The 23,001-nt window shown below is 53.2% G+C and carries 20 protein-coding genes and 1 other RNA gene; 6 read left to right on the top strand and 15 right to left on the bottom strand.

The window, feature by feature from the left end:
• Nucleotides 1–22 precede the first annotated feature (22 nt).
• From sufS to sufA, 5 genes are read right to left on the bottom strand one after another with little or no spacing between them, the layout of a single operon-like run.
• Complete coding sequence (sufS, locus tag AAH450_RS04110) at nucleotides 23–1,243, bottom strand: cysteine desulfurase SufS (RefSeq protein WP_342909032.1); 1,221 nt, start codon at nucleotides 1,241–1,243, stop codon at nucleotides 23–25.
• A complete protein-coding gene (gene sufD / locus AAH450_RS04105) occupies nucleotides 1,240–2,520 on the bottom strand; it encodes a Fe-S cluster assembly protein SufD (RefSeq protein WP_342909031.1) in 1,281 nt (426 codons plus the stop codon). The genes sufS and sufD overlap by 4 nt, the downstream gene beginning before the upstream one ends.
• The gene (gene sufC, locus AAH450_RS04100; protein WP_265910281.1) at nucleotides 2,495–3,241 is read right to left on the bottom strand and encodes a Fe-S cluster assembly ATPase SufC; all 747 of its coding nucleotides are present in this window, start codon (nucleotides 3,239–3,241) and stop codon (nucleotides 2,495–2,497) included. The genes sufD and sufC overlap by 26 nt, the downstream gene beginning before the upstream one ends.
• A 57-nt stretch (nucleotides 3,242–3,298) precedes the next feature.
• Nucleotides 3,299–4,789: a Fe-S cluster assembly protein SufB gene (gene sufB / locus AAH450_RS04095; protein WP_342909030.1), complete on the bottom strand. Its 1,491-nt coding sequence runs from the start codon at nucleotides 4,787–4,789 to the stop codon at nucleotides 3,299–3,301.
• A 5-nt stretch (nucleotides 4,790–4,794) separates the two neighbouring features.
• Nucleotides 4,795–5,169, bottom strand: coding sequence for a Fe-S cluster assembly scaffold SufA (sufA, locus tag AAH450_RS04090; protein WP_342909029.1), 375 nt, complete (start codon nucleotides 5,167–5,169; stop codon nucleotides 4,795–4,797).
• 390 nt (nucleotides 5,170–5,559) lie between these two features.
• Between sufA and AAH450_RS04085 the strand changes: the two genes are divergently transcribed.
• A complete protein-coding gene (locus AAH450_RS04085) occupies nucleotides 5,560–5,964 on the top strand; it encodes a hypothetical protein (RefSeq protein ID WP_342909028.1) in 405 nt (134 codons plus the stop codon).
• Nucleotides 5,965–6,000: 36 nt separating this feature from the next.
• On the opposite strand, the gene AAH450_RS04080 is transcribed toward AAH450_RS04085, so the two are convergent.
• Both AAH450_RS04080 and ydiJ read right to left on the bottom strand, forming a co-directional pair.
• Nucleotides 6,001–6,429 (bottom strand): hotdog fold thioesterase, encoded by a 429-nt coding sequence (locus AAH450_RS04080; protein WP_342909027.1) that lies wholly within the window; start codon nucleotides 6,427–6,429, stop codon nucleotides 6,001–6,003.
• Nucleotides 6,429–9,482 (bottom strand): D-2-hydroxyglutarate dehydrogenase YdiJ, encoded by a 3,054-nt coding sequence (ydiJ, locus tag AAH450_RS04075; RefSeq protein WP_342909026.1) that lies wholly within the window; start codon nucleotides 9,480–9,482, stop codon nucleotides 6,429–6,431. The genes AAH450_RS04080 and ydiJ overlap by 1 nt, the downstream gene beginning before the upstream one ends.
• 219 nt (nucleotides 9,483–9,701) lie before the next feature.
• Between ydiJ and ydiK the strand changes: the two genes are divergently transcribed.
• On the top strand, nucleotides 9,702–10,820 hold the full coding sequence (gene ydiK, locus AAH450_RS04070) for an AI-2E family transporter YdiK (protein ID WP_342909025.1): 1,119 nt from the start codon (nucleotides 9,702–9,704) through the stop codon (nucleotides 10,818–10,820).
• 256 nt (nucleotides 10,821–11,076) lie between these two features.
• Nucleotides 11,077–11,186, top strand: an RNA gene (gene rprA / locus AAH450_RS04065) — antisense sRNA RprA.
• A 61-nt stretch (nucleotides 11,187–11,247) separates the two neighbouring features.
• On the opposite strand, the gene ppsA is transcribed toward rprA, so the two are convergent.
• The gene (gene ppsA, locus AAH450_RS04060; RefSeq protein WP_342909024.1) at nucleotides 11,248–13,629 is read right to left on the bottom strand and encodes a phosphoenolpyruvate synthase; all 2,382 of its coding nucleotides are present in this window, start codon (nucleotides 13,627–13,629) and stop codon (nucleotides 11,248–11,250) included.
• 472 nt (nucleotides 13,630–14,101) lie between these two features.
• Between ppsA and ppsR the strand changes: the two genes are divergently transcribed.
• The 3 genes from ppsR (at nucleotide 14,102) to AAH450_RS04045 (ending at nucleotide 17,009) form a co-directional block, all read left to right on the top strand.
• Nucleotides 14,102–14,935 carry a posphoenolpyruvate synthetase regulatory kinase/phosphorylase PpsR gene (gene ppsR, locus AAH450_RS04055; RefSeq protein ID WP_318792063.1) on the top strand — a complete coding sequence of 278 codons (834 nt, stop codon included), beginning with the start codon at nucleotides 14,102–14,104 and terminating at the stop codon, nucleotides 14,933–14,935.
• Between the two features lie 132 nt (nucleotides 14,936–15,067).
• Nucleotides 15,068–16,114, top strand: coding sequence for a 3-deoxy-7-phosphoheptulonate synthase (locus tag AAH450_RS04050; protein WP_342909023.1), 1,047 nt, complete (start codon nucleotides 15,068–15,070; stop codon nucleotides 16,112–16,114).
• Between the two features lie 199 nt (nucleotides 16,115–16,313).
• Entirely contained in the window at nucleotides 16,314–17,009 is a 696-nt protein-coding gene (locus AAH450_RS04045; protein WP_342909022.1) for a DUF421 domain-containing protein, read from the top strand.
• Between the two features lie 145 nt (nucleotides 17,010–17,154).
• Here AAH450_RS04045 and AAH450_RS04040 read toward each other — a convergent pair whose 3' ends face one another.
• From AAH450_RS04040 to ihfA, 7 genes are all read right to left on the bottom strand, one after another.
• Nucleotides 17,155–18,594, bottom strand: coding sequence for a protein adenylyltransferase SelO (locus AAH450_RS04040; protein WP_342909021.1), 1,440 nt, complete (start codon nucleotides 18,592–18,594; stop codon nucleotides 17,155–17,157).
• Nucleotides 18,595–18,701: 107 nt separating this feature from the next.
• On the bottom strand, nucleotides 18,702–19,448 hold the full coding sequence (locus tag AAH450_RS04035) for an EAL domain-containing protein (RefSeq protein WP_342909020.1): 747 nt from the start codon (nucleotides 19,446–19,448) through the stop codon (nucleotides 18,702–18,704).
• Nucleotides 19,449–19,827: 379 nt separating this feature from the next.
• Nucleotides 19,828–20,286 (bottom strand): NlpC/P60 family protein, encoded by a 459-nt coding sequence (locus AAH450_RS04030; RefSeq protein WP_306212600.1) that lies wholly within the window; start codon nucleotides 20,284–20,286, stop codon nucleotides 19,828–19,830.
• 52 nt (nucleotides 20,287–20,338) lie between these two features.
• Nucleotides 20,339–21,073: a vitamin B12 ABC transporter ATP-binding protein BtuD gene (gene btuD, locus AAH450_RS04025; protein WP_342909019.1), complete on the bottom strand. Its 735-nt coding sequence runs from the start codon at nucleotides 21,071–21,073 to the stop codon at nucleotides 20,339–20,341.
• Nucleotides 21,074–21,619, bottom strand: a complete 546-nt coding sequence (locus AAH450_RS04020) for a glutathione peroxidase (protein WP_342909018.1) — start codon at nucleotides 21,617–21,619, stop codon at nucleotides 21,074–21,076.
• A 41-nt stretch (nucleotides 21,620–21,660) separates the two neighbouring features.
• Complete coding sequence (gene btuC, locus AAH450_RS04015) at nucleotides 21,661–22,644, bottom strand: vitamin B12 ABC transporter permease BtuC (RefSeq protein WP_342909017.1); 984 nt, start codon at nucleotides 22,642–22,644, stop codon at nucleotides 21,661–21,663.
• Nucleotides 22,645–22,697: 53 nt separating this feature from the next.
• Nucleotides 22,698–22,997 carry an integration host factor subunit alpha gene (ihfA, locus tag AAH450_RS04010; RefSeq protein WP_056234587.1) on the bottom strand — a complete coding sequence of 100 codons (300 nt, stop codon included), beginning with the start codon at nucleotides 22,995–22,997 and terminating at the stop codon, nucleotides 22,698–22,700.
• Nucleotides 22,998–23,001 lie beyond the last annotated feature (4 nt).

Genomic DNA, 23,001 nt, shown 5'->3' with positions numbered 1-23,001 from the left:
CTCCGGTAGCCGCCGGGCAAAATCAGCCCAGCAGGCGGTGTATACGTGTCAGACCCGCCGCCAGGCGGTCAGCCTCTTCTTCGCTATTATACAGAACAAAGGAGGCACGGCACATCGCTGGCACGCCGTAGTGGTTCATTAGCGGCATAGCGCAATGGTTACCGGTACGAATGGCAATACCATACTGATCCAGGAAGCTGCCCACGTCATAGGCGTGATGCTTGCCCAGATTGAAGGCGATAACGCCAGCACGCTCTTTCGGGCCATAAATAACCAGATCGGGCACCGAGGCCAGCTTGTCGAGCGTATAACGCATCAGCGCCTGTTCACGCTCATGGATAACATCAAGACCCAGCGCTGAAACCCAGCTGAGCGCCGCGCCCAGACCGATAATGCTGCCGGTATTGGGAGAACCCGCCTCAAAGCGCCAGGGCGCTGCGGCATAGGTTGTCCCTTCAGTCAGGCTGACGGTAGCAATCATCGACCCGCCCCCTTCCCAGGGAGGCATCTGATCCAGCATCTCTTTACGACCATAAAGAATGCCGATGCCGGAGGGGCCATAAATTTTATGGCCCGAGAAGGCATAAAAATCGCAGCCCAGATCCTGGACATCGACTTTTTCATGCATCACGGCCTGCGCACCGTCAATCAGCGTAGCAACACCGGCCGCTTTCGCCTGGGCGATAATCTCTTTCACCGGGTTGATGGTGCCCAGCACATTCGACACCTGCGTCAGCGCCAGCATACGGGTACGGCTGTCGATAAGCTGAGGTAACACGGAAAGATCGAGTTCGCCAGTTTCCGTCAGCGGGATAAAGCGAATTTCCGCACCGGTGCGTTCAGCCACCATCTGCCAGGGAACAATATTGGCGTGATGCTCCATCTCGGTGATAATAATATTATCACCCGCCTGAAGCTGCCTGCCGCCCCAGCTGTTGGCCACCAGGTTTATCGCCTCGGTAGTTCCTTTAACAAAGACAATCTCTTCTGGCGATGCCGCATTCAGGAAACGTGCAGCCTGTGTCCGCACGTTTTCCATATCTGTGGTCGCTTCCGCACTCAGAGTATGAATACCCCGGTGTACGGCAGCGTAGCCATGCTCATAAAAATGACTCTCTGCATCAATCACCGCCTGCGGCTTTTGCGCACTGGCGGCGCTGTCGAGGTAAGCCAGCGGTTGGCCATTTACTTCTCGCGCCAGAACAGGAAATTGAGCCCTGACGCGTGTCAGGTCAAAACTCATTTAATGCCTCCGGGAAAGCGTTGTGCAATACGCTGCATCACCGCTTCTTTCAGTACCTCATCCGTGATGGCTTCAGTCAGCTCGGCGGCAAAGGCGTAGATAATCATGCGCTGCGCAGACTCTTCGCCAATGCCACGAGCACGCAGGTAGAACATCTGCTCATCGTCGATGCGGCCAATGGTGGCGCCGTGGCTGCACTTCACGTCATCGGCGTAGATTTCAAGCTGCGGCTTGGTGTCCACTTCCGCAAGACGACCCAGCAACAGATTGTTGTTGGTCATCTGACCGTCGGTTTTCAACGCATGCTTCGCCACTTTGATCATGCCGTTAAACACTGCACGGGCTTTATCCCGGACAATGGTTTTATGCAGCTGACGGCTCTGACAATACCCCTTGTTGTGCTCAAGGTAAGTACGGCTGTCGCACACTTCTTTCTCAACCGGCAGCATCAGGCTGTTGATGCCCAAATCCGTGCCTTCGCCATTCAGCTGAACGCTGGTATTGTGGCGGGTAAGGCCCGCGCCCAGCAGGAAGCTGTGGCTTTTCACATTCGCGTCACGTTCGATAACAAAATCGTTGTGCGCAAAGTGATAGCTGCTGTTGTGCTCGAAGGCCAGCTTGTAGTGCTTCAGCTGGGCATTGTTGCCCACGGTTGCCGTAAAGCGAGAGCCGGTAAAGTGGCTGGCGTCGTTCAGGCTGACGTAATGTTCAATTACTGTTGCCTCTGCCCCTTCATCAAGCTGTAAATGATGACGATAGTGGGAGGTATTCATCCCAGCTTCTGCGCTGCTGCTGATGTGCAGCATATAGATAGCCCGAGCAGCAGATTTGCCGCGCGCCAGATGCAGCGTGGTCACCTCTTCCGCCAGGCTTTCCGTCAGATGCAGAAAGACTTCAGGCTGAACCGGCGCGCTGCTTTCGCGGCGCTGCGCTGCCTGGGTAATCTGAATATCAAAGAGATCGAAGGTACTGTCGCTCAGCGCAGCGTTAAACCGCCCGTCCACAAATACCAGCCTGACCGCGTCGATATCCAGCGCCAGCGCTTTAATCTGCTCAGCAGTTACCGAAGCGGCTTTATGCGCCACGAACTGATGATCAAAAAGCGTTTCCAGCGGGGTATATTTCCAGTTTTCCTGCTTACGCACCGGCAGCCCTAAACGCAGCACCTGCTGCCAGTGCTGCTGAGCCTGTAAGGAGCGGTTCTCGCCCTGGGTTTCAAACAAGTGATGCCACTGCTGTAGGGCATGATCACTATTCCTGGTCGGTAAGCCAGCCATAGCCTTGCTCCTCCAGTTGTTTCACCAGTGAGAAGTCACCTGATTTAACGATTTTGCCCTGATAGAGCACATGCACGAAGTCCGGCTTGATGTAGTCCAGAATGCGCTGATAGTGCGTTACGATGATGAAAGCGCGCTTGCCATCACGCAGCGTGTTAACGCCGTTAGCAACGGTTTTCAGGGCATCGATGTCCAGACCGGAGTCGGTTTCATCCAGAATGCACAGTTCAGGCTCTAATGCCGCCATTTGCAGAATATCGTTACGCTTTTTCTCGCCGCCGGAGAAGCCAACATTGACTGAACGGGTCAGCAAATCTTCCGGCATTTTCAGCAGCTGAATTTTGTCTTCAATAAAGTCCTGAAAATCAAAACGATCCAGCGCTTCCTGGTCACGATATTTGCGCACCGAATTAACGGCGGTTTGCAGGAAGAACTGGTTGCTGACGCCTGGGATCTCTACCGGGTACTGGAAGGCCATAAAGATGCCTTCGCCCGCGCGATCCTCCGGGGAAAGCTCCAGCAAATCTTTGCCTTTGAAGCTTACTGAACCGCCGGTGATCTCATACTCTTCCCGCCCTGCCAGGGTGGCGGAAAGCGTACTTTTGCCCGATCCGTTCGGCCCCATAATGGCGTGAACTTCACCCGCTTTGACCTCAAGATCCAGCCCACGCAGGATCTCTTTATCTTCAATGCTAACCTGTAAATCTTTGATACTTAACATAGTGTTTCCCTGGCAGTGCTGTCCGGCACTGCGCTGAATGACCGTAAGCGCGGGGGCTTAGCCCACGCTGTGTTCAAGGCTGATCGCCAGCAGTTTCTGCGCTTCCACCGCAAATTCCAGCGGCAGCTCAGAGAAGACATCCTTACAGAAGCCGTTCACAATCATGGAGATAGCATCATCTTCGCTGATCCCACGTTGCAGGCAGTAGAACATCTGATCTTCACCAATTCTGGAGGTTGTCGCTTCATGCTCCAGCTGAGCGGTGTTGTTACGCACTTCAACATAAGGGAAGGTGTGCGCGCCGCAGTCGGCACCAATCAACATCGAGTCACACTGGGTGAAGTTTCGCGCGTTGGTCGCCGTAGGCATGATTTTTACCAGGCCACGGTAGGTATTCTGGCTTTTCCCCGCCGAAATCCCTTTGGAGATAATGGTCGACTTGGTGTTTTTACCAATGTGGATCATCTTGGTGCCGGTATCCGCCTGCTGATGACCGCTGGTCAGGGCAACAGAGAAGAACTCACCCACCGAGTTGTCGCCACGCAGGATCACGCTTGGGTATTTCCAGGTGATTGCTGAGCCAGTCTCAGACTGCGTCCAGGACATCTTGCTGTTTTCACCTTCGCAAAGCGCACGCTTGGTCACGAAGTTCAGAATACCGCCTTCGGACTCGCCGCCGGAGAACCAGTTCTGTACGGTGGAGTACTTCACTTCCGCATCTTTATGGATGATGACTTCCACCACCGCCGCGTGCAGCTGATAGGTATCACGCACCGGAGCAGAACAGCCTTCGATGTAGCTGACGTAGCTGCCTTCATCGGCAATCAGGATGGTGCGTTCGAACTGACCTGTTTTCGCCGCATTAATACGGAAATAGGTAGAAAGCTCCATCGGGCAACGGACGCCTTTCGGGATATAGACAAATGTCCCGTCAGAGGCCACGGCGGAGTTCAGCGCCGCAAAGAAGTTGTCGTTAGCGGGCACCACGCTTCCCAGATACTGTTTAACCAGTTCCGGATGATCGTGGATGGCTTCGCCAAAGGAGCAGAAGATGATCCCCTGCTCTGCCAGCTTGCCACGGTAAGTAGTAGAGACTGACACCGAGTCAAAGATGGCATCCACAGCAACTTCCTGACCTTCACGAACCGGGACGCCGAGCTGTTTAAAGGCGTTCTCCACTTCTTCAGTCAGGTAGTTCGCAGGGGTCGATCCCGAAGCTTGTTGTGCACCCGGCTCAGAGGCGCAACTGTCATCACAGTTGCCGCAGGACGGCGCAGAATAGTAACTATAATCCTGGTAGTTCAGCGATTTATAGTTAGCTTTCAGCCAGTGCGGCTCTTCCATCTCCAGCCAGGCCGCATACGCTTTCAGGCGGAATTCAAGCATCCACTCTGGCTCGTTACGTTTGGCAGAGATAGCACGCACAACGTCTTCGCTGATGCCGTGTTCAAACTCTTCGGTCTGCAGCTGAGTGAAGAAACCTTCTTTGTACTTCTGGTTTCCTTCCCAGACCTGCACATCATCCGATGTATCAGTGTTTCGGGACATAAATTTTACTCAACGCCAAAGCTCTCACCACAGCCACAGGCGTGTTGAGCTTTAGGATTATTAAATTTGAAAATCTGGTTCAGACCTTCACGAACGAAATCCACTTCAGTACCGTCGATGAAAGGCATGGCCTGCAAGGGCACATAGAGATGTGCACCCTGGTGGGTGAAGACCAAATCATCGTCGGCTGGCTCTTTCACCAAATCCATGGTGTAGCCGAAACCGGCGCAGCCCGACGTTTTCACGCCGAGCTTCAGGCCTTTCACATGAGGGTCATTTGCGGCTAGCGCAATGATCTGTTTTGCGGCGCTGTCAGTGAGCGTCACTCCTTTCCAGACATAGTCGTCGGGAGAAAAAGAAGCTGTAGTTGCTGATGGCATAACATTACCTCGTGAGTCGATAGCCCTGTGGGCTAATACCTCTATGTTAGTGATAATGAATATCGCTTCAACCTCTTGTTTTGCAGGGATTAAGGCCAAACGGGGTTTTTCGGCCCTCTATATTGAGTTTAGACCCTGTAAGAAGGAATGCGATCTGTGTCACGCGTCGATTTAACGAAATGGTAACACATTGAAAACAGGTCAGTAAATCCAGCCGCGAAAATGCTAAACAGGAATAATACTCATTTTACCTCTTTCAGCCGCGTCAATTATCGTTATTACCGATTTTTCTGAGAGGCAGCATTTATGGGTAAAAATAATTGCCATCGGCGTTGAATATTATGCCAGTTACTCTATGATAATGATTATCATTAACGAGTGGGTTCTGACATGACGCTGTCGATTAACGCCTGGCTACAACACAAAATTGATGAATATAAGTTCTCAATCCGCGATATCACCGTTGATTACTACATGGCGCAAGCCAAACTTAACCGCCCGGAGTGCACCATTGAGCAGCTGCGTAAATTTAATGATACCTGCCTCGATATGGCTGAACTCTGCCAGCTTAACGGCGACGAACAGAGCTACCTGCATGCACTCGGCAAACTTCACCACCGCCTGATTCAGGAGCTGGGTAATGCCGGGCGCGAAAGGCTGTTCCGTATGCAAGCCTGGCAGCTGGCTCGCCACTCGCTTACCCGCCTGTGCCATCAGCTGGCACTCTGCGGAGAGTGGGATAAAGCGACAAAGCTCCAGAGCGACTTCGTTAAGCACGCTTCCTGGATAATCTGAGGCGTCAGGAGGCGATTTTAAAGGCCGGGAAGTATATCACTCTTTTCCCTTGCCTGACATCACTGCGGTGGTCAAACGAGAGGTGCAGCATAAGCGCTGCTGCTGGTCGAAGATCTCAATCTGCCAGACCTGATGACGCCGCCCAAGGTGAATGGCCCGGCAGACCCCCGTTACCTCCCCTTCGCGCACGGCCCGGAGGTGGCTGGCGTTGATCTCCACACCCACGATAAAGTCCTCCCCTTCCGTACAGAGATAGCCCGCCATGGAACCCAGCGTCTCCGCCAGAGCGGCAGAAGCGCCGCCGTGAAGCAGACCAAATGGCTGCCGGGTGCGGCCATCAACCGGCAGCGTGGCCGTTAACGACTGCTCATCCATTGCGGTAAAAAGAATGCCCAGATGCGTAACCAGCGTTCCCTGACTACGCAAATTGAGTTGTTCTAACGAAACCTGACGCTTCCAGATCATTACACTAACTCCAGCAGAGCCTGCAATGGATGACGCATTCCGTTCCCTTCCACGCGTTTCACCTGGCTACGGCAGGAGTAGCCGGTAGCCAGACAGCGCTGACGCGGCAGCTTTTGCAGCGCCTGATGCCAGGATAGCTCATAGATCCCCAGTGAGTTTTCCAGATTCTTACTTTCATGACCATAAGTGCCTGCCATACCGCAGCACCCCACGCTGACATTTTCCAGCTTCGCGCCAAAGCGGGCGAAAATGCTTTCCCACTGTTTGGTGGAGGTTGGCAGCGCGGTCACTTCCGTGCAGTGCCCGAACAGGTACCAGGCTTCGCCACTCGCCGGTCGCTTTTCCTGGGGAGGAAGCGCCTGTAGCAGCCATTCATGAACTAACTGAACATGGAACGTCCCGCGTTCATCCGCCAGGATCTCTTTGTATTCTTCGCGATAACAGAGTACCAGTGCGGGGTCCACACCAACCATTGGCAGCGCCAGCTGCGCTACGCGGTTAAGGAAATCCGCCGTTTTCCTGGCCGTTCGGGCAAAACTTTGCAGGAAGCCTTTCACATGCTGCGCTTTCCCGTTAGGAGAGAAAGGCAGCACCACCGGCTGGTAGCCCAGCTTTTCAATCAGACGCACAAAATCGGTTACCAACTGCGCTTCGTAGTAGCTGGTGAAAGGGTCCTGCACCACCAGCACATGGCGTTGACGCTCTGCCGGACTCATCGCTTCCAGCTGTTCCAGGGTGGTTTTCATCGCAGGTTGCCCGGCCAGCTGTTTTTTCAGGTTAGGCGAAGAGAGTAACGGTAAATCCACCATGCCGATATGACGCTTGCTTATCTCTCTCACCAGCGGCTGGCGCAAAAAGAAATTGAAGAAAGCGGGCGCCCTGGCCATCAGCGGCGCATAGCTTTCCACGCTGCCTACCAGGTAGTCACTGGCCGGACGCAGATAGCGGGTGTGATAGAGTTGCAGGAAACGTGAACGGAAGCCGGGCACATCAATTTTGATTGGGCACTGGGTCGAGCAGGCTTTACAGGCAAGACAGCCAGACATCGCCTCTTTAACCTCATGCGAGAAATCATATTCGCCGCGGCGGGCATACCAGCTGTTACGGGTGCGCTCTATCATGCCACGCAGCGAGACTTTTGCTTCCGGCAGGCTTCTCTCCAGCACCAGCGGGTCGACGCCCTGCTCTGCCAGCAGACGCAGCCATTCACGGGTCAGGGTAGCGCGTCCTTTGGGCGAGTGAATGCGATTGCCGGTAATTTTCATCGACGGGCACATCGGGCTTTTAACGTCAAAGTTGAAGCAAAGCCCGTTGCCGTTGCATTCCATCGCGCCACGCCAGTCAGTCCGGACGTTAACCGGGATCTGACGGTCAAAGGTGCCACGCTTTTGCGCATCTACCTTCATCATCGGGGCATCCACCCCGAATGGGGTACAAATTTTACCGGGGTTAAGACGGTTGGCGGGATCAAACGCCCCTTTAATGCGGCGCAAATCGTTGAAGAGTTCTTCCCCGAAAAAAGCCGGGCTGTATTCCGCGCGAAATCCTTTTCCGTGCTCCCCCCAGAGCAGACCGCCATAACGGGCCGTCAGCGCCACCACTTCGTCAGAGATCTGCTTCATCAGCATCTCCTGGTGGGGATCGCACATATCCAGCGCCGGACGTACGTGCAGCACGCCAGCATCCACATGCCCAAACATGCCATAGCTCAGGTTATGGCCATCCAGCAATGCACGGAATTCCACAATGTAATCCGCAAGATGCTCGGGCGGTACACAGGTATCCTCGACAAAAGGAACAGGTTTGGCCAGCCCCTTTGCATTACCCAGCAGGCCAACCGCTTTTTTGCGCATCGCGTAGATGCGCTCAATCCCCTGGAGATCGTCGCAGAGCTGATAACCGATGATGCCCGCTTCACCGCTGCTCATCAGGCTGTCCAGGCGCTGACAAAGCGCCTCCATCTGGCTATCGATCAGCGGCTTGTCGTCTCCGGCAAACTCCACGATATTCAGCCCCAGCATCTCCCGATCGGGCACATCAGTAATCAGCTCTTTGACCGAATGCCAGACGATGTCCTCCCGCGCCAGGTTCAGCACCTTAGAGTCGACGGTTTCTACCGAGAGCGCTTTCGCTTCCACCATAAAAGGTGCACTGCGCAGCGCAGAGTCAAAGGAGTCATATTTGATGTTCACCAGCCGGCGAACTTTAGGGATGGGGGTAATGTTCAGACGCGCTTCAGTAATAAAAGCAAGCGTCCCTTCTGCGCCGCAGAGGATGCGCGTCAGGTCGATATGCTGTAGATCGTCACTGACCACATGCCGCAGATCATAACCTGTCAGGAAACGGTTAAGCCTGGGGAAGGTTTCTCTGATGGCCTGATGGCGATCGCGGCAGCGCTCCAGCACGGTACGATAGATGGTCCCTTCCTGGCTCTGCTCCTGCGCCAGCTCTTCTGCCAGCGCGACGGGCACAGCGCGCGTGTCAAGGATTTCGCCGCCGAGCAACACGGCACGTAAGCCGGTGACATGATCGGAGGTCTTGCCGTATACCAGCGACCCCTGCCCTGAAGCATCGGTGTTAATCATGCCGCCCAGAGTAGCCCGGTTACTGGTGGAGAGTTCAGGTGAGAAGAAGTAGCCGTAAGGCTTCAGGTACGCATTGAGCTGATCTTTGATCACGCCTGCTTCAACTTTCACCCAACCCTTTTCGACATTGATCTCAAGAATGCGGTTCATATGACGCGACAGATCAACCACGATCCCCTGATTCAGCGATTGCCCGTTGGTGCCGGTGCCGCCGCCTCTGGGGGTAAAAATCAGGCTGGTAAAACGCTCTTCAGCTGTCAGCCGGGCTATCAGGGCGACATCCGCCGTAGAGCGGGGAAACAGCACCGCATCCGGAAGTAGCTGATAGATACTGTTGTCGGTGGACATAGTAAGGCGATCGGCATAGCTGGTGGCGGTGTCGCCTGTAAACCCATGCTGCTCCAGCGCCTGTAAAAAATTGAGCACCAGCTGAACGAGGCCGGGTGCCTGAGAAATCTGTGGGATCATTATCGGGTGACCAGATGTTGTGTATAGATAAACTCACTCTCTTGTTTTTATCACACTTTTTTATGGCCTGTCGCGATTTCAAAATCAGGCTAAAAAGATTAGCGTGGCGTTTCTGCTGAAAACGCGTTTAATACGCAAAGCTGGAGGAATATCTGTACAGACAAGGGGTCTGTCAGGATTTGCCCGCACTGATTACACACTGAAGGTACCGTAACAACCATGAAGAACACGCAGACAGGATGGGATTTGCAGCAGATCGTCTTCTCCCTGATGTTTATTATCATAATGATTGTGGCCTGCTTGTGGGTGGTTCAGCCCTTTGTGCTGGGCTTTGCCTGGGCCAGTATGGTGGTGATTGCCACCTGGCCCCTGATGATTAAAATTCAGGGGATCCTGTGGGGCCGCCGTTCGCTGGCAGTGATCGCCATGACGGTTCTGCTGATCCTGCTGTTTATCATCCCCGTAGCGCTGCTGGTAAACGGCCTGATTGAGAATAGCGGGCCGGTGATTGCCTGGGCCTCTTCCGGGCATATTCTGCTGCCGGATATGCACTGGCTGAAAAGCATTCCGCTGGCTGGCCGGAAACTCTACTCCGCCTACCACCATCTGGCGCAGGGGGGTAACAGTGCCCTGATGACAACCGTGCAGCCTTATATAGGTCGCACCAGCGGGTTCCTGTTTGCTCAGGCCGGGCATTTTGGTCGTTTCCTGATGCATCTGGGCCTGATGCTGTTATTCAGCGTACTGCTTTACTGGCGAGGCGAGCAGGTCGGGCAAGGCATTCGTCATTTCGCCTTCCGGCTCGCTTCACGGCGGGGGGATGCCGCCGTCCTGCTTGCCGGTCAGGCCATTCGGGCTGTGGCGCTGGGTGTGGTGGTAACGGCGCTGGTTCAGGGCGTGCTGGGCGGCATTGGACTGGCTGTTTCCGGCATTCCTTACGCCACCGTACTGACGGTATTGATGATCCTCTCCTGCCTGGTGCAGCTTGGCCCGCTGGTGGTGCTGGTGCCTGCCATTATCTGGCTTTACTGGAGCGGTGATACCACCTGGGGTACGGTGCTGCTGGTCTGGAGCTGTATCGTGGGGACGCTGGACAATGTGCTGCGCCCTATGCTTATCCGCATGGGTGCAGATTTACCGATGATCCTGATCCTCTCAGGCGTCATTGGGGGACTGGTAGCCTTTGGGATGATTGGGCTGTTTATCGGCCCGGTGGTGCTTGCCGTCTCCTATCGCCTGGTTTCCGTATGGGTCCATGAAGCGCCAGCACCCGAAGAAGATCCGCTTATGGTGGTGGAAGAACTGGCGGAATTTGAAGCAGAACACCCCGAAAAATAACCTTTCTTCAGCGGCTGGCGTTGCTGGCCGCTCTTCTGGAAAAAAAAAGTACGTCACGTCTTAAAACACTTTGATTAGGTTTTTTTACCAGAAATGCGCATATTTTGGCCTTTTAGCCAGCAACGCAGCGCAATTGATTACGTTATGTACAGTTTTAACTCGCCGCGTCCGGGAAATCTGTCACAAAAGGTTATGGGTTTTAAACTAATAAGAGGATTCTTAATGACTCGCCCCGCCCGTCTGAATAGTATGAGTCACATGTTTACGATCAAAGTGCTGATTTCTAAACAACCTTTTTCCCTGAGTAAAGTAAAAGAATTGCTGTGTGTAGTCTTTGCCCATCCCATGTGATGGGCTTTTTTTTGCCTGTAGCACAGCAAAAAGGCCAGATTAACTGGCCTTTTCAGGGTTATAACGGTGAATGCGGCTATTTTGCCCGGATTTCTGCCAGACTTAACCAGGTCTGAACTACTGTATCGGGATTAAGTGACAGGCTGTCGATGCCCTCATCCATTAGCCACGCTGCAAAGTCTTCATGATCGGATGGACCTTGTCCGCAGATACCCACGTATTTTCCTTCTTTTTTCGCCGCCCGAATAGCCATTGAAAGCAGTGCTTTCACGGCATCATTTCGTTCGTCAAAAAGTTCAGAAACCACACCGGAGTCGCGATCAAGACCAAGCGCTAACTGTGTCATGTCGTTAGAACCGATGGAGAAGCCGTCAAAGTACTGTAGGAACTGTTCAGCCAATAGTGCGTTAGAAGGGATTTCACACATCATGATCAACTTAAGGCCGTTCTCACCACGCTTAAGCCCCTGGCGTTCCAGCTCTTCCACTACCGCTTTGGCCTGCGCAACGGTACGGACGAACGGCACCATAATTTCCACGTTGGTCAGCCCCATATCGTTACGTACGCGCTTCACAGCCGCACACTCCAGCGCAAAGCAGTCCCGGAAGCTGTCTGACACGTAACGACCTGCGCCGCGGAAGCCTAACATCGGGTTCTCTTCTTCCGGCTCGTAACGCTCGCCACCGACCAGATTGGCGTACTCATTGGTTTTGAAGTCAGAGAGACGCACAATCACACGCTTTGGTGAGAACGCCGCACCCAGCGTGGCGATCCCCTCGGTCAGGCGAGCGATATAGAACTCAACCGGATCGTCAAAACCTTTCATCAGCGCGCGGATCTCTTTTTGCAGCTCCGGCGTTTGCTGGTCAAACTCCAGCAGCGCTTTTGGGTGGACGCCAATCATACGGTTGATAATAAATTCCAGGCGCGCCAGCCCTACCCCTTCATTGGGCAGACAGGCAAAGTCGAAAGCCCGGTCCGGGTTGCCCACGTTCATCATAATCTTCAGCGGCAGCTCAGGCATTTTATCCACCTGTGAGCTTTTCACTTCAAAGTCCAGCAGATCGTTGTAGACGTAGCCCGTGTCCCCTTCCGCGCAGGAAACCGTCACTTTGTGACCATCCTTAAGGATGTCCGTGGCATTACCACAGCCCACGACAGCCGGAATGCCCAGCTCACGCGCAATGATCGCTGCATGACAGGTTCGTCCGCCACGGTTGGTCACAATGGCTGACGCCTTTTTCATGATCGGTTCCCAGTCCGGGTCGGTCATATCCGTCACCAGCACGTCGCCCTTTTCAATACGGTTCATTTCGCTGATATCGTGAATGACCTTCACTTCCCCAGCCCCGATACGGTGACCGATGGCGCGCCCTTCAACTACCACTTTGCCTGAACCGTGCAGGGTATAGCGTTCCATCACCTGGCCGTTAGAACGAACCGTTTCGGGACGGGCCTGTACGATAAACAGCTTGCCCGTATGCCCATCTTTGGCCCATTCAATATCCATCGGACGCTGATAATGTTTCTCAATCTGTACGGCTTGTACCGCCAGCGCTTCAACCTCTTCGCTGGTCAGACAGAAAGTGTCGCGCTCTTCTTCCGGAACATCTTCTATCCGCACCTGCTCGCCATGCTCCTGCGAGTCGGCATAAACCATACGGATTTTTTTAGACCCCATGTTACGGCGCACAATAGCCGGACGGCCTGCCGCCAGCGTCGGTTTGTGGACATAAAATTCATCCGGGTTTACCGCACCCTGCACCACCATTTCACCCAGTCCTAACGCAGCGGTGATAAACACCACCTGATCAAAGCCCGATTCAGTATCGATAGTGAACATAACGCCAGCAGAGCCAAGATCGGAACGCACCATACGCTGCACACCCGCCGAGAGCGCCACGCCACGGTGATCGTAACCCTGATGCACACGGTAGGAGATGGCGCGGTCGTTGAACAGGGAAGCATAAACATGCTTCACCGCGATCAGCACCGCATCAAAGCCCTGCACGTTAAGGAAGGTTTCCTGCTGGCCTGCAAAGGAAGCATCCGGCATATCTTCAGCAGTGGCCGAAGAGCGCACCGCAAAGGAGGCTTCAGCATCGTCAGAAGAGAGCTGCTGATAAGCCTCACGGATAGCTTCTTCCAGTGCGGGCTGGAAAGGAGTATCCACAATCCACTGGCGTATTTGCTTACCTGCTTTCGCCAGCTCATCAACATCATCAATATCGGTCTTGTCCAGCAAATCGTAGATACGCTGATTGACGCCGCTTTGATCGAGGAACTGATTAAATGCATCTGAGGTCGTCGCAAAGCCGTTCGGCACGGATACACCCAGCGAGGACAAATTAGTAATCATTTCACCCAGAGAGGCATTTTTGCCTCCCACCCGATCAACATCGTTCATGCCAAGCTGGTTATACCAGAGCACAAGCGGCACTTCGCCTATATTGGACATTGAAGCAATCCTTTTACGTTTTAATTAAGAATATGGGGACAGAGTCTTACGTTTTGAGCCTGCCACATTCCTGTGTCAGAAAGAAACTGTTGAATCGTTCAAGCGGATTAAAAGAGTGATTTTAAGATAACTCCGTGCGTAAATGGGCGGTTGCGCAACGGAGAAAATAAGATAATTCCTTTTATTTCAGAAAGATGGATAAACCTGCTTTTTTAGCGGGAAAATCCGTTTGCGCAAGCGGCAATGATTCCTGATTAGAATGTTTTTCTTATTAAGGGTTATTTTTAGGCATGGCAAAGAGAAACATCATTTCATAAAACGCTTTTTTATCGCTTCCAGCCTGTTTTATAAAAATAAAAAGTTCATATCAATATTTTATGAATTATTTATTTTGTATTGCTGGTGACATCACTATTTGCTTTTCAGGGGTGGATTAATTTAGGCTGACCGCAACCCAAAAGCTGGAGTGAAAATGGACGTGAACAACGAAAGAAGTGTTTTTTATATCTCTGACGGCACGGCGATCACCGCAGAGGTACTGGGGCATGCGGTACTGTCACAGTTTCCTGTGGGGATTAACAGCGTCACCTTGCCCTTTGTTGAAAACGTCCAGCGCGCCCAGGCGGTGAAAGCGCAAATCAACGCGCTGCATCAGAAAAGCGGCGTCCGGCCACTGGTTTTCATCTCTATTGTCACCCCTGAAATTCGCGAAATCATTTTGCAGAGCGACGGTTTTTGCCAGGATATTGTGCAGTCTCTGGTTGCGCCGCTGCAACAGGAGTTAGGCATCGCTCCGGCACCCATAGCCAACCGGACGCATGGGTTAACCGCCAATAACCTGGGTAAATACGATGCCCGTATAGCCGCGATAGATTATACGCTGGCGCACGACGACGGCATTTCTCTGCGCGGCCTGGAGGATGCGCAGGTGATTTTACTGGGCGTATCGCGCTGTGGCAAAACCCCGACCAGCCTCTATCTGGCTATGCAGTTTGGCATTCGCGCCGCAAACTACCCCTTTATTGCTGATGATATGGACAACCTGAAGCTGCCGCCCGCGCTTAAGCCTTTTCAAAACAAGCTGTTCGGCCTGACTATCGATCCCGAACGCCTTGCTGCCATCCGTCAGGAGCGGGCAGAAAATACGCGCTACGCTTCTATGCGCCAGTGTCGGCTTGAGGTAGGTGAAGTCGAAGCGCTGTTCCGTACCAATCAGATCCGTTATCTCAACAGTACAAATTATTCCGTAGAAGAGATCGCCACAAAAATCCTCGATATCATGGGCCTGACCCGCAGAATGTATTAAAAAGTGATATTTATCGCGTTACGCCCGATTCGCGGGCGTTAGCGGTTGAAATCATCGCTGGTTGGTTTATTGTGATCGCCATCACTTCCCGGCACTCCTGCCGCTGCGAAGAACTCAATTTTAGAGATGGTTATGAACAAAACTGATGAGCTGCGGACCGCGCGCATCGAGAGTCTGATTACGCCTGATGAACTGGCGCAACGGCTGCCGATCACCCCCGCTATCGCCACCAACGTCACCGAGTCCCGCAAACGTATTGCCCGTATCCTTTCCGGCGAAGATGCTCGCCTGCTGGTTGTGATTGGCCCCTGCTCGCTGCACGACCCTGAAGCGGCAGTGGAATATGCCCGTAAGCTCAACAGCCTGCGTGAAAAATATCACTCACGCCTGGAAATCGTCATGCGCACCTATTTTGAAAAACCCCGCACCGTGGTGGGCTGGAAGGGGCTGATTTCCGATCCGGATCTCAACGGCAGCTTCCGCGTTAACCATGGTCTGGAAGTTGCCCGCAGGCTGCTGCTGGAGATCAATGCGCTGGGCATGCCTACTGCCACCGAGTTTCTGGATATGGTTGTGGGCCAGTTTATTGCCGATCTTATCAGCTGGGGCGCTATCGGTGCGCGTACCACCGAAAGCCAGATCCATCGCGAAATGGCCTCTGCGCTCTCCTGCCCGGTAGGGTTTAAAAACGGGACGGACGGCAACATCCAGATTGCCGTAGATGCTATCCGCGCCGCCAGAGCCAGCCATATGTTCCTCTCACCGGATAAATATGGGCAGATGACAATTTACCAGACCAGCGGTAATCCCTCCGGCCACATCATTATGCGTGGCGGAAAAGAGCCTAACTATCATGCTGAAGATATTGCAGCGGCAGCGACGCGGCTGCGTGAGTTCAGACTTCCGGAACAGCTGGTTATCGATTTCAGCCATGGCAACTGCCTGAAGCAGCATCGTCGCCAGAAAGAGGTTTCGGCCTCTGTGTCGCAGCAAATCCGCGAAGGTTCACGTGCTGTTGCAGGCGTAATGATTGAGAGTTTCCTACAGGAAGGTACGCAGAAGGTGGAAGCGGGTAAGCCACTGGTTTACGGCCAGTCAATTACCGACCCTTGTCTGGGCTGGGAAGACAGCGAAGAGGTTCTGGCTCAGTTAGCAGAAGCGGTAGAGACGCGATTCTGATCAAATGTCCGGGGGCGTTCGAAAGAGGCCCCCTGTTTCGGAGTGAGTCCTTTTTAACAGGTTATCAGGGGCAGAAGAGATCCTTCAGGTAAGCTCTGCCTCCCATTTCTGCTTTTACCTTATCCCGCAAACCTGTGTGATGCCATAAGCTTATGTCATAATTAACTCACGTTTGATTATGCAGGTTTCCGTTCTTTCTATGTTCTCATTTGACTGGCATCGTTTTCTTCTTAATGACCAGCAGGCAACATTTCTGATTGAGGTTGCTTTCCGGGTAGTCATTGCTTATGTCGTCGTCTTCAGCTTTCTGAAAATATCTGGCCGCCGGGGCATCCGACAGCTTTCTCTCTTTGAGCTGGTGATCATACTTACTCTTGGTTCTGCTTCTGGCGACGTGACCTTCTACGATGACGTGCCCGTGCTGCCGGTACTGATGGTTTTTGTTGTGCTGCTTTTTCTCTACCGGTTCACCACTTTCCTCACCGCGCGCATTCCCCGCTTTTCGCGATGGATTGAAGGTGATGTTGTGACCCTGATTAAAGACGGGCTGTATGAACTTGAGAGCCTGGACAGGCATAATATTTCTGAAAATGAATTTTTTATGGAGCTTCGGCAGAATGGCGTTGAGCATCTTGGCCAGGTGCGTCTGGCCATCCTGGAAATAGATGGCGAGATAAGTATCTATTTTTTCGACCGCGACAATCTCAGACCCGGCCTCTCCGTTCTGCCACCAGCGCATCGCGAAGATTTCCGCCGCGTGCCTGTAACAGGCGTCTATGCCTGTAATCACTGCGGACTGACGCAGCGCATTGAGGCACAGCAAAGCCCGCATTGTCCGAGATGTAAAAATGAATTCTGGTCAGTTGCGCTGCGCACCCACCGCGCTGGCGCCTGACCGCTTTCACCCTTGCCGCAGGCAGGAAACAGAACGGGTAACTGGCAGGCTAATCAGGACAGAGAGGGTTAAGGCTCTGCCCAGCCTGCCAGCTATCCTTTGCAGGGGACGACTCTGAGAGTCATCTCCTCTTCACGACGCTGGCTCAGCTTGAACAGCTCACCTCTATCTTTTTGCCCCAGTCTGGCGGCCGACGCATTAAATCAGCGAACTCTGGCGCCTCTGTAAAGGGCTGACTCAGCGCCTGATGCAATCTGCTGAGTACGCTGATGTCATCTTTTTCCGCCTGCTCAATCGCCTGCTGCGCAAGATAGTTGCGTAATACAATAGCTGGATTGGCCTGCTTCATCTGCTGCTGACGCTCGCTGTCGCTCCGCCCCTCCTCCAGCAGCCGCTGACGCCAGATGTTATACCAGCTGTCAAAAGCTTCGCGGTCGATAAATTCATCACGCAATGGTGAGGTGGACTGCTGCTGTTCAGTGTGCGACAGCTGACGGAATGTCCAGCTATAGTCGCTGCCCTCTTTGGTCATCAGGGAGAGCAGTCCGGTAAGAATATCGTTGTCATGCTTGTTCTGCGTAACCAGCCCCAGCTTCGCGCGCATCAGTTCACCCCAGCAGCGCATCAACTCCGGCTCATATTCCGCCAGCGCCTGCTTAAGCTGCTCTGTGGTCATCAGGCCGGAAAGAGAGTGAGCAAGACGGTTAAGATTCCACAGCCCCACCATGGGTTGATTCTCAAAACTGTAGCGCCCCTGATAATCGGAATGGTTGCAGATAAAGTCCGGTTTATAATCATCCAGAAAACCGTAGGGGCCGTAATCGAGCGTCAGGCCAAGAATGGACATGTTATCGGTGTTCATCACGCCGTGGGCAAACCCCACACTTTGCCATTGCGCAATCAGCCTTGCAGTTCGCCGCACGATGTCACTGAACCACAACAGGTAGCGATCCGGCTCATCCTGCCACTGTGACCAGTGATGCCGGATGGCGTAATCGGCCAGCTGACGAACTTTTTCCTGCTCGCCACTATAAAAAAAATGTTCAAAATGACCAAAACGGAGATGGCTTTCCGCCACGCGCAGCAGCATGGCACCGCGCTCGGTGGTTTCACGGTAAACCGGCTCATCGCTGGTAACAACGGTCAGCGCACGCGAGGTGGGAATGCCCAGGTGATGCATCGCCTCGGAAGCCAGGAACTCACGCAACGACGAGCGAAGAACGGCGCGGCCATCGCCCATTCGTGAGTAGGGCGTAAGCCCAGCTCCTTTAAGGTGCCAGTCCATTTTGCGTCCGTCAGATAACATTTGCTCGCCAAGCAGGATCCCCCGCCCGTCTCCCAACTGTCCTGCCCAGACGCCAAACTGGTGACCACTATAGACCTGAGCCAGCGGCTGCATGCCAGGCAACAGGGTTTCCCCACTCCAGAGTGGCGTTTTCTCTGGGGTGAACCAGCTTTCATCCAGACCCAAATCGCCAGCGAGGGAGGTACTGTGGTACAACAACCGCGGATTTTTTAACGGAGTTGGCTGAAGAGAGGTGTAAAATCCCTCCAGCTCATGGTGCCAGGTATTGTTGAACTGCATTAAATCCCCCTGCGAAGTACTGTCACGGCTAAGGGTTAGCCGCTTTCAGAATATCCCTTAGTGTAGACCCAGGGACCGGAGGTTAACACAGACAGATTACAGGGTTTTTACTGGGGACAGAGATGGCCCTGTAACGCTTCAGGCGGCTCAATTAATGACGAGAGGGCTTCTTCCGCCACCGGCGAAAACAGCGTGCTTTGGATACCGTCAAACTGGTAATGGCTGATCTTTTCAAGGCCGGATAAATCATCCACACCCTGCACGATAACCTGCTGACAATGCGGCTTAATATGATCCAGTACGGTACTCATAAAGGGTTTAAACGAGAGCTTGTTAATATTCTGCTTGATAAACCCTTTGTCGAGTTTGATGCGGTAAAAGAGATCGTCATAGACCGCTTTGGAAGGTGCCTTACCCGATCCATAGTTTTCCAGGCTCAGGTTAAATCTCTGGCTTAACGCCACCAACTGCGGATGATCTTTACCCAATTTAAAATCGGGAAAACTTTCGTTAATTTCCAGCTCCAGCCAGGCCAGCGCCTCTAATTTACGCGCAAGAAATTCACTTTCCAGAATAACGCCAGAGATAACCTCATCAATTTTTAGCGTCACCTTGACGCCCTGCTGGCGAAAAAAGTCATGATGCTTCTCAATGCTTTTAATTTGGCTCTGGAGTAAAAGAATACGCTGCTCTTTATCCATCTGAGGCAGCAGCATCTCCTGCGGCATAGCAACATTAGCTGTGGTATGAGAAAAATGCGTAAGCAGCTCGACGGCTATCAGGTGCCCGTCAAAACGGTAAACCGGGTAGAATGCTGTGTAGCTCTTATAATCCGCTTCCAGATGGATTTTCATTTTTATTCAGCCATGATGAAGGAGCATTTCGCTTATCTCGTCCCACCTGATAATGGCCTGAGCAGTGCCATGATAAAGTGATGTTGCAGTATGATTGCGAGTGACGGGATAAGACCTTTAGTAATGAGATAAACTATCACATAACGGACATGAAAGATGCTAATCAGTTTACGCATTGGTGTAACAAAAATCATTACTCCTGCATTCACTTCAATAGTGCTTTACTAAAATTTGACGTAAAGCTGACCTTAAAAGAGATTTAAGTACATTTTTTTTAATTAACGCATAATTTGCAGATAATTATTAATTATCAAAGCCCGAATTAAACCATCGGGAATTACCCACCCGTTGAATAATTAGCAAACTAAATAGAGGCAGATCAGATTCGCCTCGCCTGCCAGAAGGCTTTCTTCCAGTACTGATTATTTAACGAAGAGCGGATCACCCCCTGACTGGTTGAGGCATGAATAAACTGGTCGTCAGTATCATAAATGCCAACATGCAGACCATTCTCCCCTCTGCCGGTTTTGAAAAATACCAGGTCGCCGGGTAACAATTCATCTTTATCTATACGCGTACCAATATCCGTTTGCGCCGCGGTGGTTCGGGGAAGTTGCAGATCAAAACGATCGCGAAAAGTGAGATAAACAAAGCCAGAGCAGTCAACGCCGCCCCGCCCCATGCCGCCATAGCGGTAAGGCGTACCGCGCCACTGGCTGAGCTGCTCATTCAGCTGAGCAATAACCGTAATGGAATCAGAAAGCCGTCCGTTGGGCGGCGGCGCATGGCTGCTACATCCCGCCAACAAAATAATGATCAGCACAAAGCAGTAGCGCATAAGAAATCCCTTTGATTCTGAAAGTCTGGCACCAGGGCCTGTGTCGGGCATTTTAGAGGAATGTGGTAAGAATTTGGTGATTTTCTGCATGTAATTTATGGAAAGGCACGCCGAAGAGCTTACTCAGGATCTCCGGTTGCAACACGCTGTTCACCTCTCCCTGTTCAACCAATACTCCCTCTTTCATTAACCAGACAGTCCTGGCATGGTGAAGGCTGTGGTTAATATCGTGACCACTCATAATGACCGTCAGACCCTGCGCCACGCAGGCAGCAAGGTAACGATCAAACGCAGCCTGCTGCGCAAGATCCAGGCCAGTAAGCGGCTCGTCAAGCAGTAATAACCGCCCCTCTGGCTGCGCTATCTGACAGAACACCGCTGCCAGACGTACACGCTGCCACTCTCCGCCGGAGAGCTGATTCACGGGCGTGGCCAGTTTATCGGTTAACTGAAAAACGGTACACAACGACTCCAGCGTGGTTTCATCTGTATCGCCTGCGTGATGCAGGTGAAGATAGTGCCACACAGGCATATGCCCCACGGGCATTTGCTGCTGCGGCAGCCAGGCGCGAATGCGGGCCAGTGCCGCCGCCGGCCACTGGTTTAAAGGTCTTCCTGCCAGGCGAAGGGTTCCTTCAGCTGGTAACAGCCCGGCCAGCGTCGCCAGTAAGGTACTTTTACCCGCGCCATTCGGCCCCACTATATGAATCAGCGCACCAGCCTCAACTTCGCTGCTGAACGGAGCAAGGCGCTGCCTGACAGCAACGCCCTCACACTGCAATAACATCTATTTTGCCAGCGCCTCTTTCAGAGCGGCAAGGATCACCGGATCGTTCGGTTCCATATCGGGAGAAAAACGTTGCAGGACTGCGCCATCACGACCAATCAGGAATTTTTCAAAATTCCACAGGATGTCACCCTTCTCTTTGGGTGCACGGCCTTTACTGCTCATGCGCTCAAGGAAGCCGCTGTTCTCTGGCGCGGTAGCTTCCGGCTGCGCAGCCACCAGCTGGGCATAAAGCGGATGGCGCTCCGGGCCGTTTACCTCAATTTTACTGAACATCGGGAAGGTCACGCCGTAGGTAGTGCTGCAAAAGGTTTTGATCTCCTCAGCACTGCCCGGCTCCTGGCCCAGAAAAGCGTTACAGGGGAAACCCAGCACGGAAAAGCCCTGGTCCTGCCACTCATTCTGTAAAGCTTCCAGCTGCTCATACTGCGGCGTCAGACCACATTTTGAGGCCACGTTCACCACTAATATAACTTTCCCCTGCCATGCGGCCAGGGAAGTCTGCTCACCTTCCAGCGTTTCCAGCTGAGTATCAAAAATGCTCATTGCTCTTTTCCTGTTTAGTAGAGTGAGAAATAGTGCGTCTGTTATGGTCGGTTGCGTACCAGTAGCCAGATAAAAACCGGTGCTCCTATCGTGGCGGTAACCACACCAATGGGTAATTCTGCCGAAGAGAGGGCTATCCTCGCCACAATGTCGGCTGCCAGTAACACCGCGCCTCCCGCCAGTGCACAGGCGGGCAACAGGCTACGATGATCGCTGATGCCATTAAGGCGCAGAATATGCGGAATAACCAGCCCGACAAAACCGATGGCGCCCGCTAAAGCCACGCTGACGCCAGTCAGCCAGCCAATGGCCAGCACCAGCATATTGCGCCACAAAAGCAGCGATAACCCCAACTGCCTTGCCGATACCTCTCCCAGTGCGATCAGATTCAGCACGCGCCAGAGTGAGCAGAGCCAGCCCAGTACCGGCACCAGGGCCACCATCAGCCAGCGATAGCGCCAGTCGACGCCGCTGAAGCCCCCCAGCATCCAGTACATCAGCTGCCGTAAATCCAGGTTTGAGCTGAAATAGACAGCCCAGGTCATCACCGCGCTACAGATAATCCCCAGCGCAACCCCAGCCAGCAGCAGACGGCTGTTAGAGAGATGCTGCCGGGCAAAGCGCAGCAGGATCAGAGTCACCGCCAGCGCCCCGATAATCGCGCTCAGACTGCTTTGCCACAGCCCGCCCGCACCAGCAAAAATGGTGAGCACCAGCCCGACCCCAGCGCCATTGGAGACGCCCAACAGGCCAGGCTCTGCGAGCGGATTCTCAAATAAAGCCTGCATTACCGCGCCGGCCACCGCAAGGGAGGCCCCCACCAGCAAGACCGCAACAGTTCTGGGCAGCCGCAATTGCCAGACATAGAGTGAACCTTCAGGCGTCAGCCACTCTGCGGGCATCAGCCAGCGATCGCCCGCGCACAGGCTCAGGATAAGCATCAGCAAGGCAAAAAGCACCAGGGCAGTAAGCCAGCGCCGCTGGTGTCTACGGGCACGGTGAATATGTTCTGAGAGCAAATTCATGGTTCACTTCATATGAAAAAGGCCGCATAAGCGGCCTTTTTTACTGGCAGAAATCACTCTTCTTTCGGTGTTGCATTTTCGACCCGGCTTTTCAGCTTCTGTCCGGGCCGGAAAGTCACCACACGACGCGCCGTGATGGGAATATCTTCACCCGTCTTGGGGTTACGTCCCGGACGTTGGTTTTTGTCGCGAAGGTCGAAATTGCCAAATCCTGACAGTTTAACCTGTTCACCGTTTTCCAGAGCACGACGTACCTCCTCGAAAAACAGCTCTACGAGCTCTTTGGCATCCCGTTTGCTCAGCCCCAGCTTCTCAAACAGGTATTCGGACATTTCAGCTTTTGTAAGCGCCATAGGT

This window comes from Erwinia magellanica, from assembly GCF_039023495.1.
GTDB lineage: Bacteria > Pseudomonadota > Gammaproteobacteria > Enterobacterales > Enterobacteriaceae > Erwinia.
The sequence above is the reverse complement of the archived record's forward strand: the minus strand, read 5'-3'. Positions and strand labels throughout refer to the sequence as shown.

What these genes read in the sequence shown, in the direction of transcription:
- sufS (WP_342909032.1), bottom strand. Translation starts at nt 1,243, where the DNA reads ATGAGTTTTGACCTGACACGCGTCAGGGCTCAATTTCCTGTTCTGGCG.
- sufD (WP_342909031.1), bottom strand. Translation starts at nt 2,520, where the DNA reads ATGGCTGGCTTACCGACCAGGAATAGTGATCATGCCCTACAGCAGTGG.
- sufC (WP_265910281.1), bottom strand. Translation starts at nt 3,241, where the DNA reads ATGTTAAGTATCAAAGATTTACAGGTTAGCATTGAAGATAAAGAGATC.
- sufB (WP_342909030.1), bottom strand. Translation starts at nt 4,789, where the DNA reads ATGTCCCGAAACACTGATACATCGGATGATGTGCAGGTCTGGGAAGGA.
- sufA (WP_342909029.1), bottom strand. Translation starts at nt 5,169, where the DNA reads ATGCCATCAGCAACTACAGCTTCTTTTTCTCCCGACGACTATGTCTGG.
- AAH450_RS04085 (WP_342909028.1), top strand. Translation starts at nt 5,560, where the DNA reads ATGACGCTGTCGATTAACGCCTGGCTACAACACAAAATTGATGAATAT.
- AAH450_RS04080 (WP_342909027.1), bottom strand. Translation starts at nt 6,429, where the DNA reads ATGATCTGGAAGCGTCAGGTTTCGTTAGAACAACTCAATTTGCGTAGT.
- ydiJ (WP_342909026.1), bottom strand. Translation starts at nt 9,482, where the DNA reads ATGATCCCACAGATTTCTCAGGCACCCGGCCTCGTTCAGCTGGTGCTC.
- ydiK (WP_342909025.1), top strand. Translation starts at nt 9,702, where the DNA reads ATGAAGAACACGCAGACAGGATGGGATTTGCAGCAGATCGTCTTCTCC.
- ppsA (WP_342909024.1), bottom strand. Translation starts at nt 13,629, where the DNA reads ATGTCCAATATAGGCGAAGTGCCGCTTGTGCTCTGGTATAACCAGCTT.
- ppsR (WP_318792063.1), top strand. Translation starts at nt 14,102, where the DNA reads ATGGACGTGAACAACGAAAGAAGTGTTTTTTATATCTCTGACGGCACG.
- AAH450_RS04050 (WP_342909023.1), top strand. Translation starts at nt 15,068, where the DNA reads ATGAACAAAACTGATGAGCTGCGGACCGCGCGCATCGAGAGTCTGATT.
- AAH450_RS04045 (WP_342909022.1), top strand. Translation starts at nt 16,314, where the DNA reads ATGTTCTCATTTGACTGGCATCGTTTTCTTCTTAATGACCAGCAGGCA.
- AAH450_RS04040 (WP_342909021.1), bottom strand. Translation starts at nt 18,594, where the DNA reads ATGCAGTTCAACAATACCTGGCACCATGAGCTGGAGGGATTTTACACC.
- AAH450_RS04035 (WP_342909020.1), bottom strand. Translation starts at nt 19,448, where the DNA reads ATGAAAATCCATCTGGAAGCGGATTATAAGAGCTACACAGCATTCTAC.
- AAH450_RS04030 (WP_306212600.1), bottom strand. Translation starts at nt 20,286, where the DNA reads ATGCGCTACTGCTTTGTGCTGATCATTATTTTGTTGGCGGGATGTAGC.
- btuD (WP_342909019.1), bottom strand. Translation starts at nt 21,073, where the DNA reads ATGTTATTGCAGTGTGAGGGCGTTGCTGTCAGGCAGCGCCTTGCTCCG.
- AAH450_RS04020 (WP_342909018.1), bottom strand. Translation starts at nt 21,619, where the DNA reads ATGAGCATTTTTGATACTCAGCTGGAAACGCTGGAAGGTGAGCAGACT.
- btuC (WP_342909017.1), bottom strand. Translation starts at nt 22,644, where the DNA reads ATGAATTTGCTCTCAGAACATATTCACCGTGCCCGTAGACACCAGCGG.
- ihfA (WP_056234587.1), bottom strand. Translation starts at nt 22,997, where the DNA reads ATGGCGCTTACAAAAGCTGAAATGTCCGAATACCTGTTTGAGAAGCTG.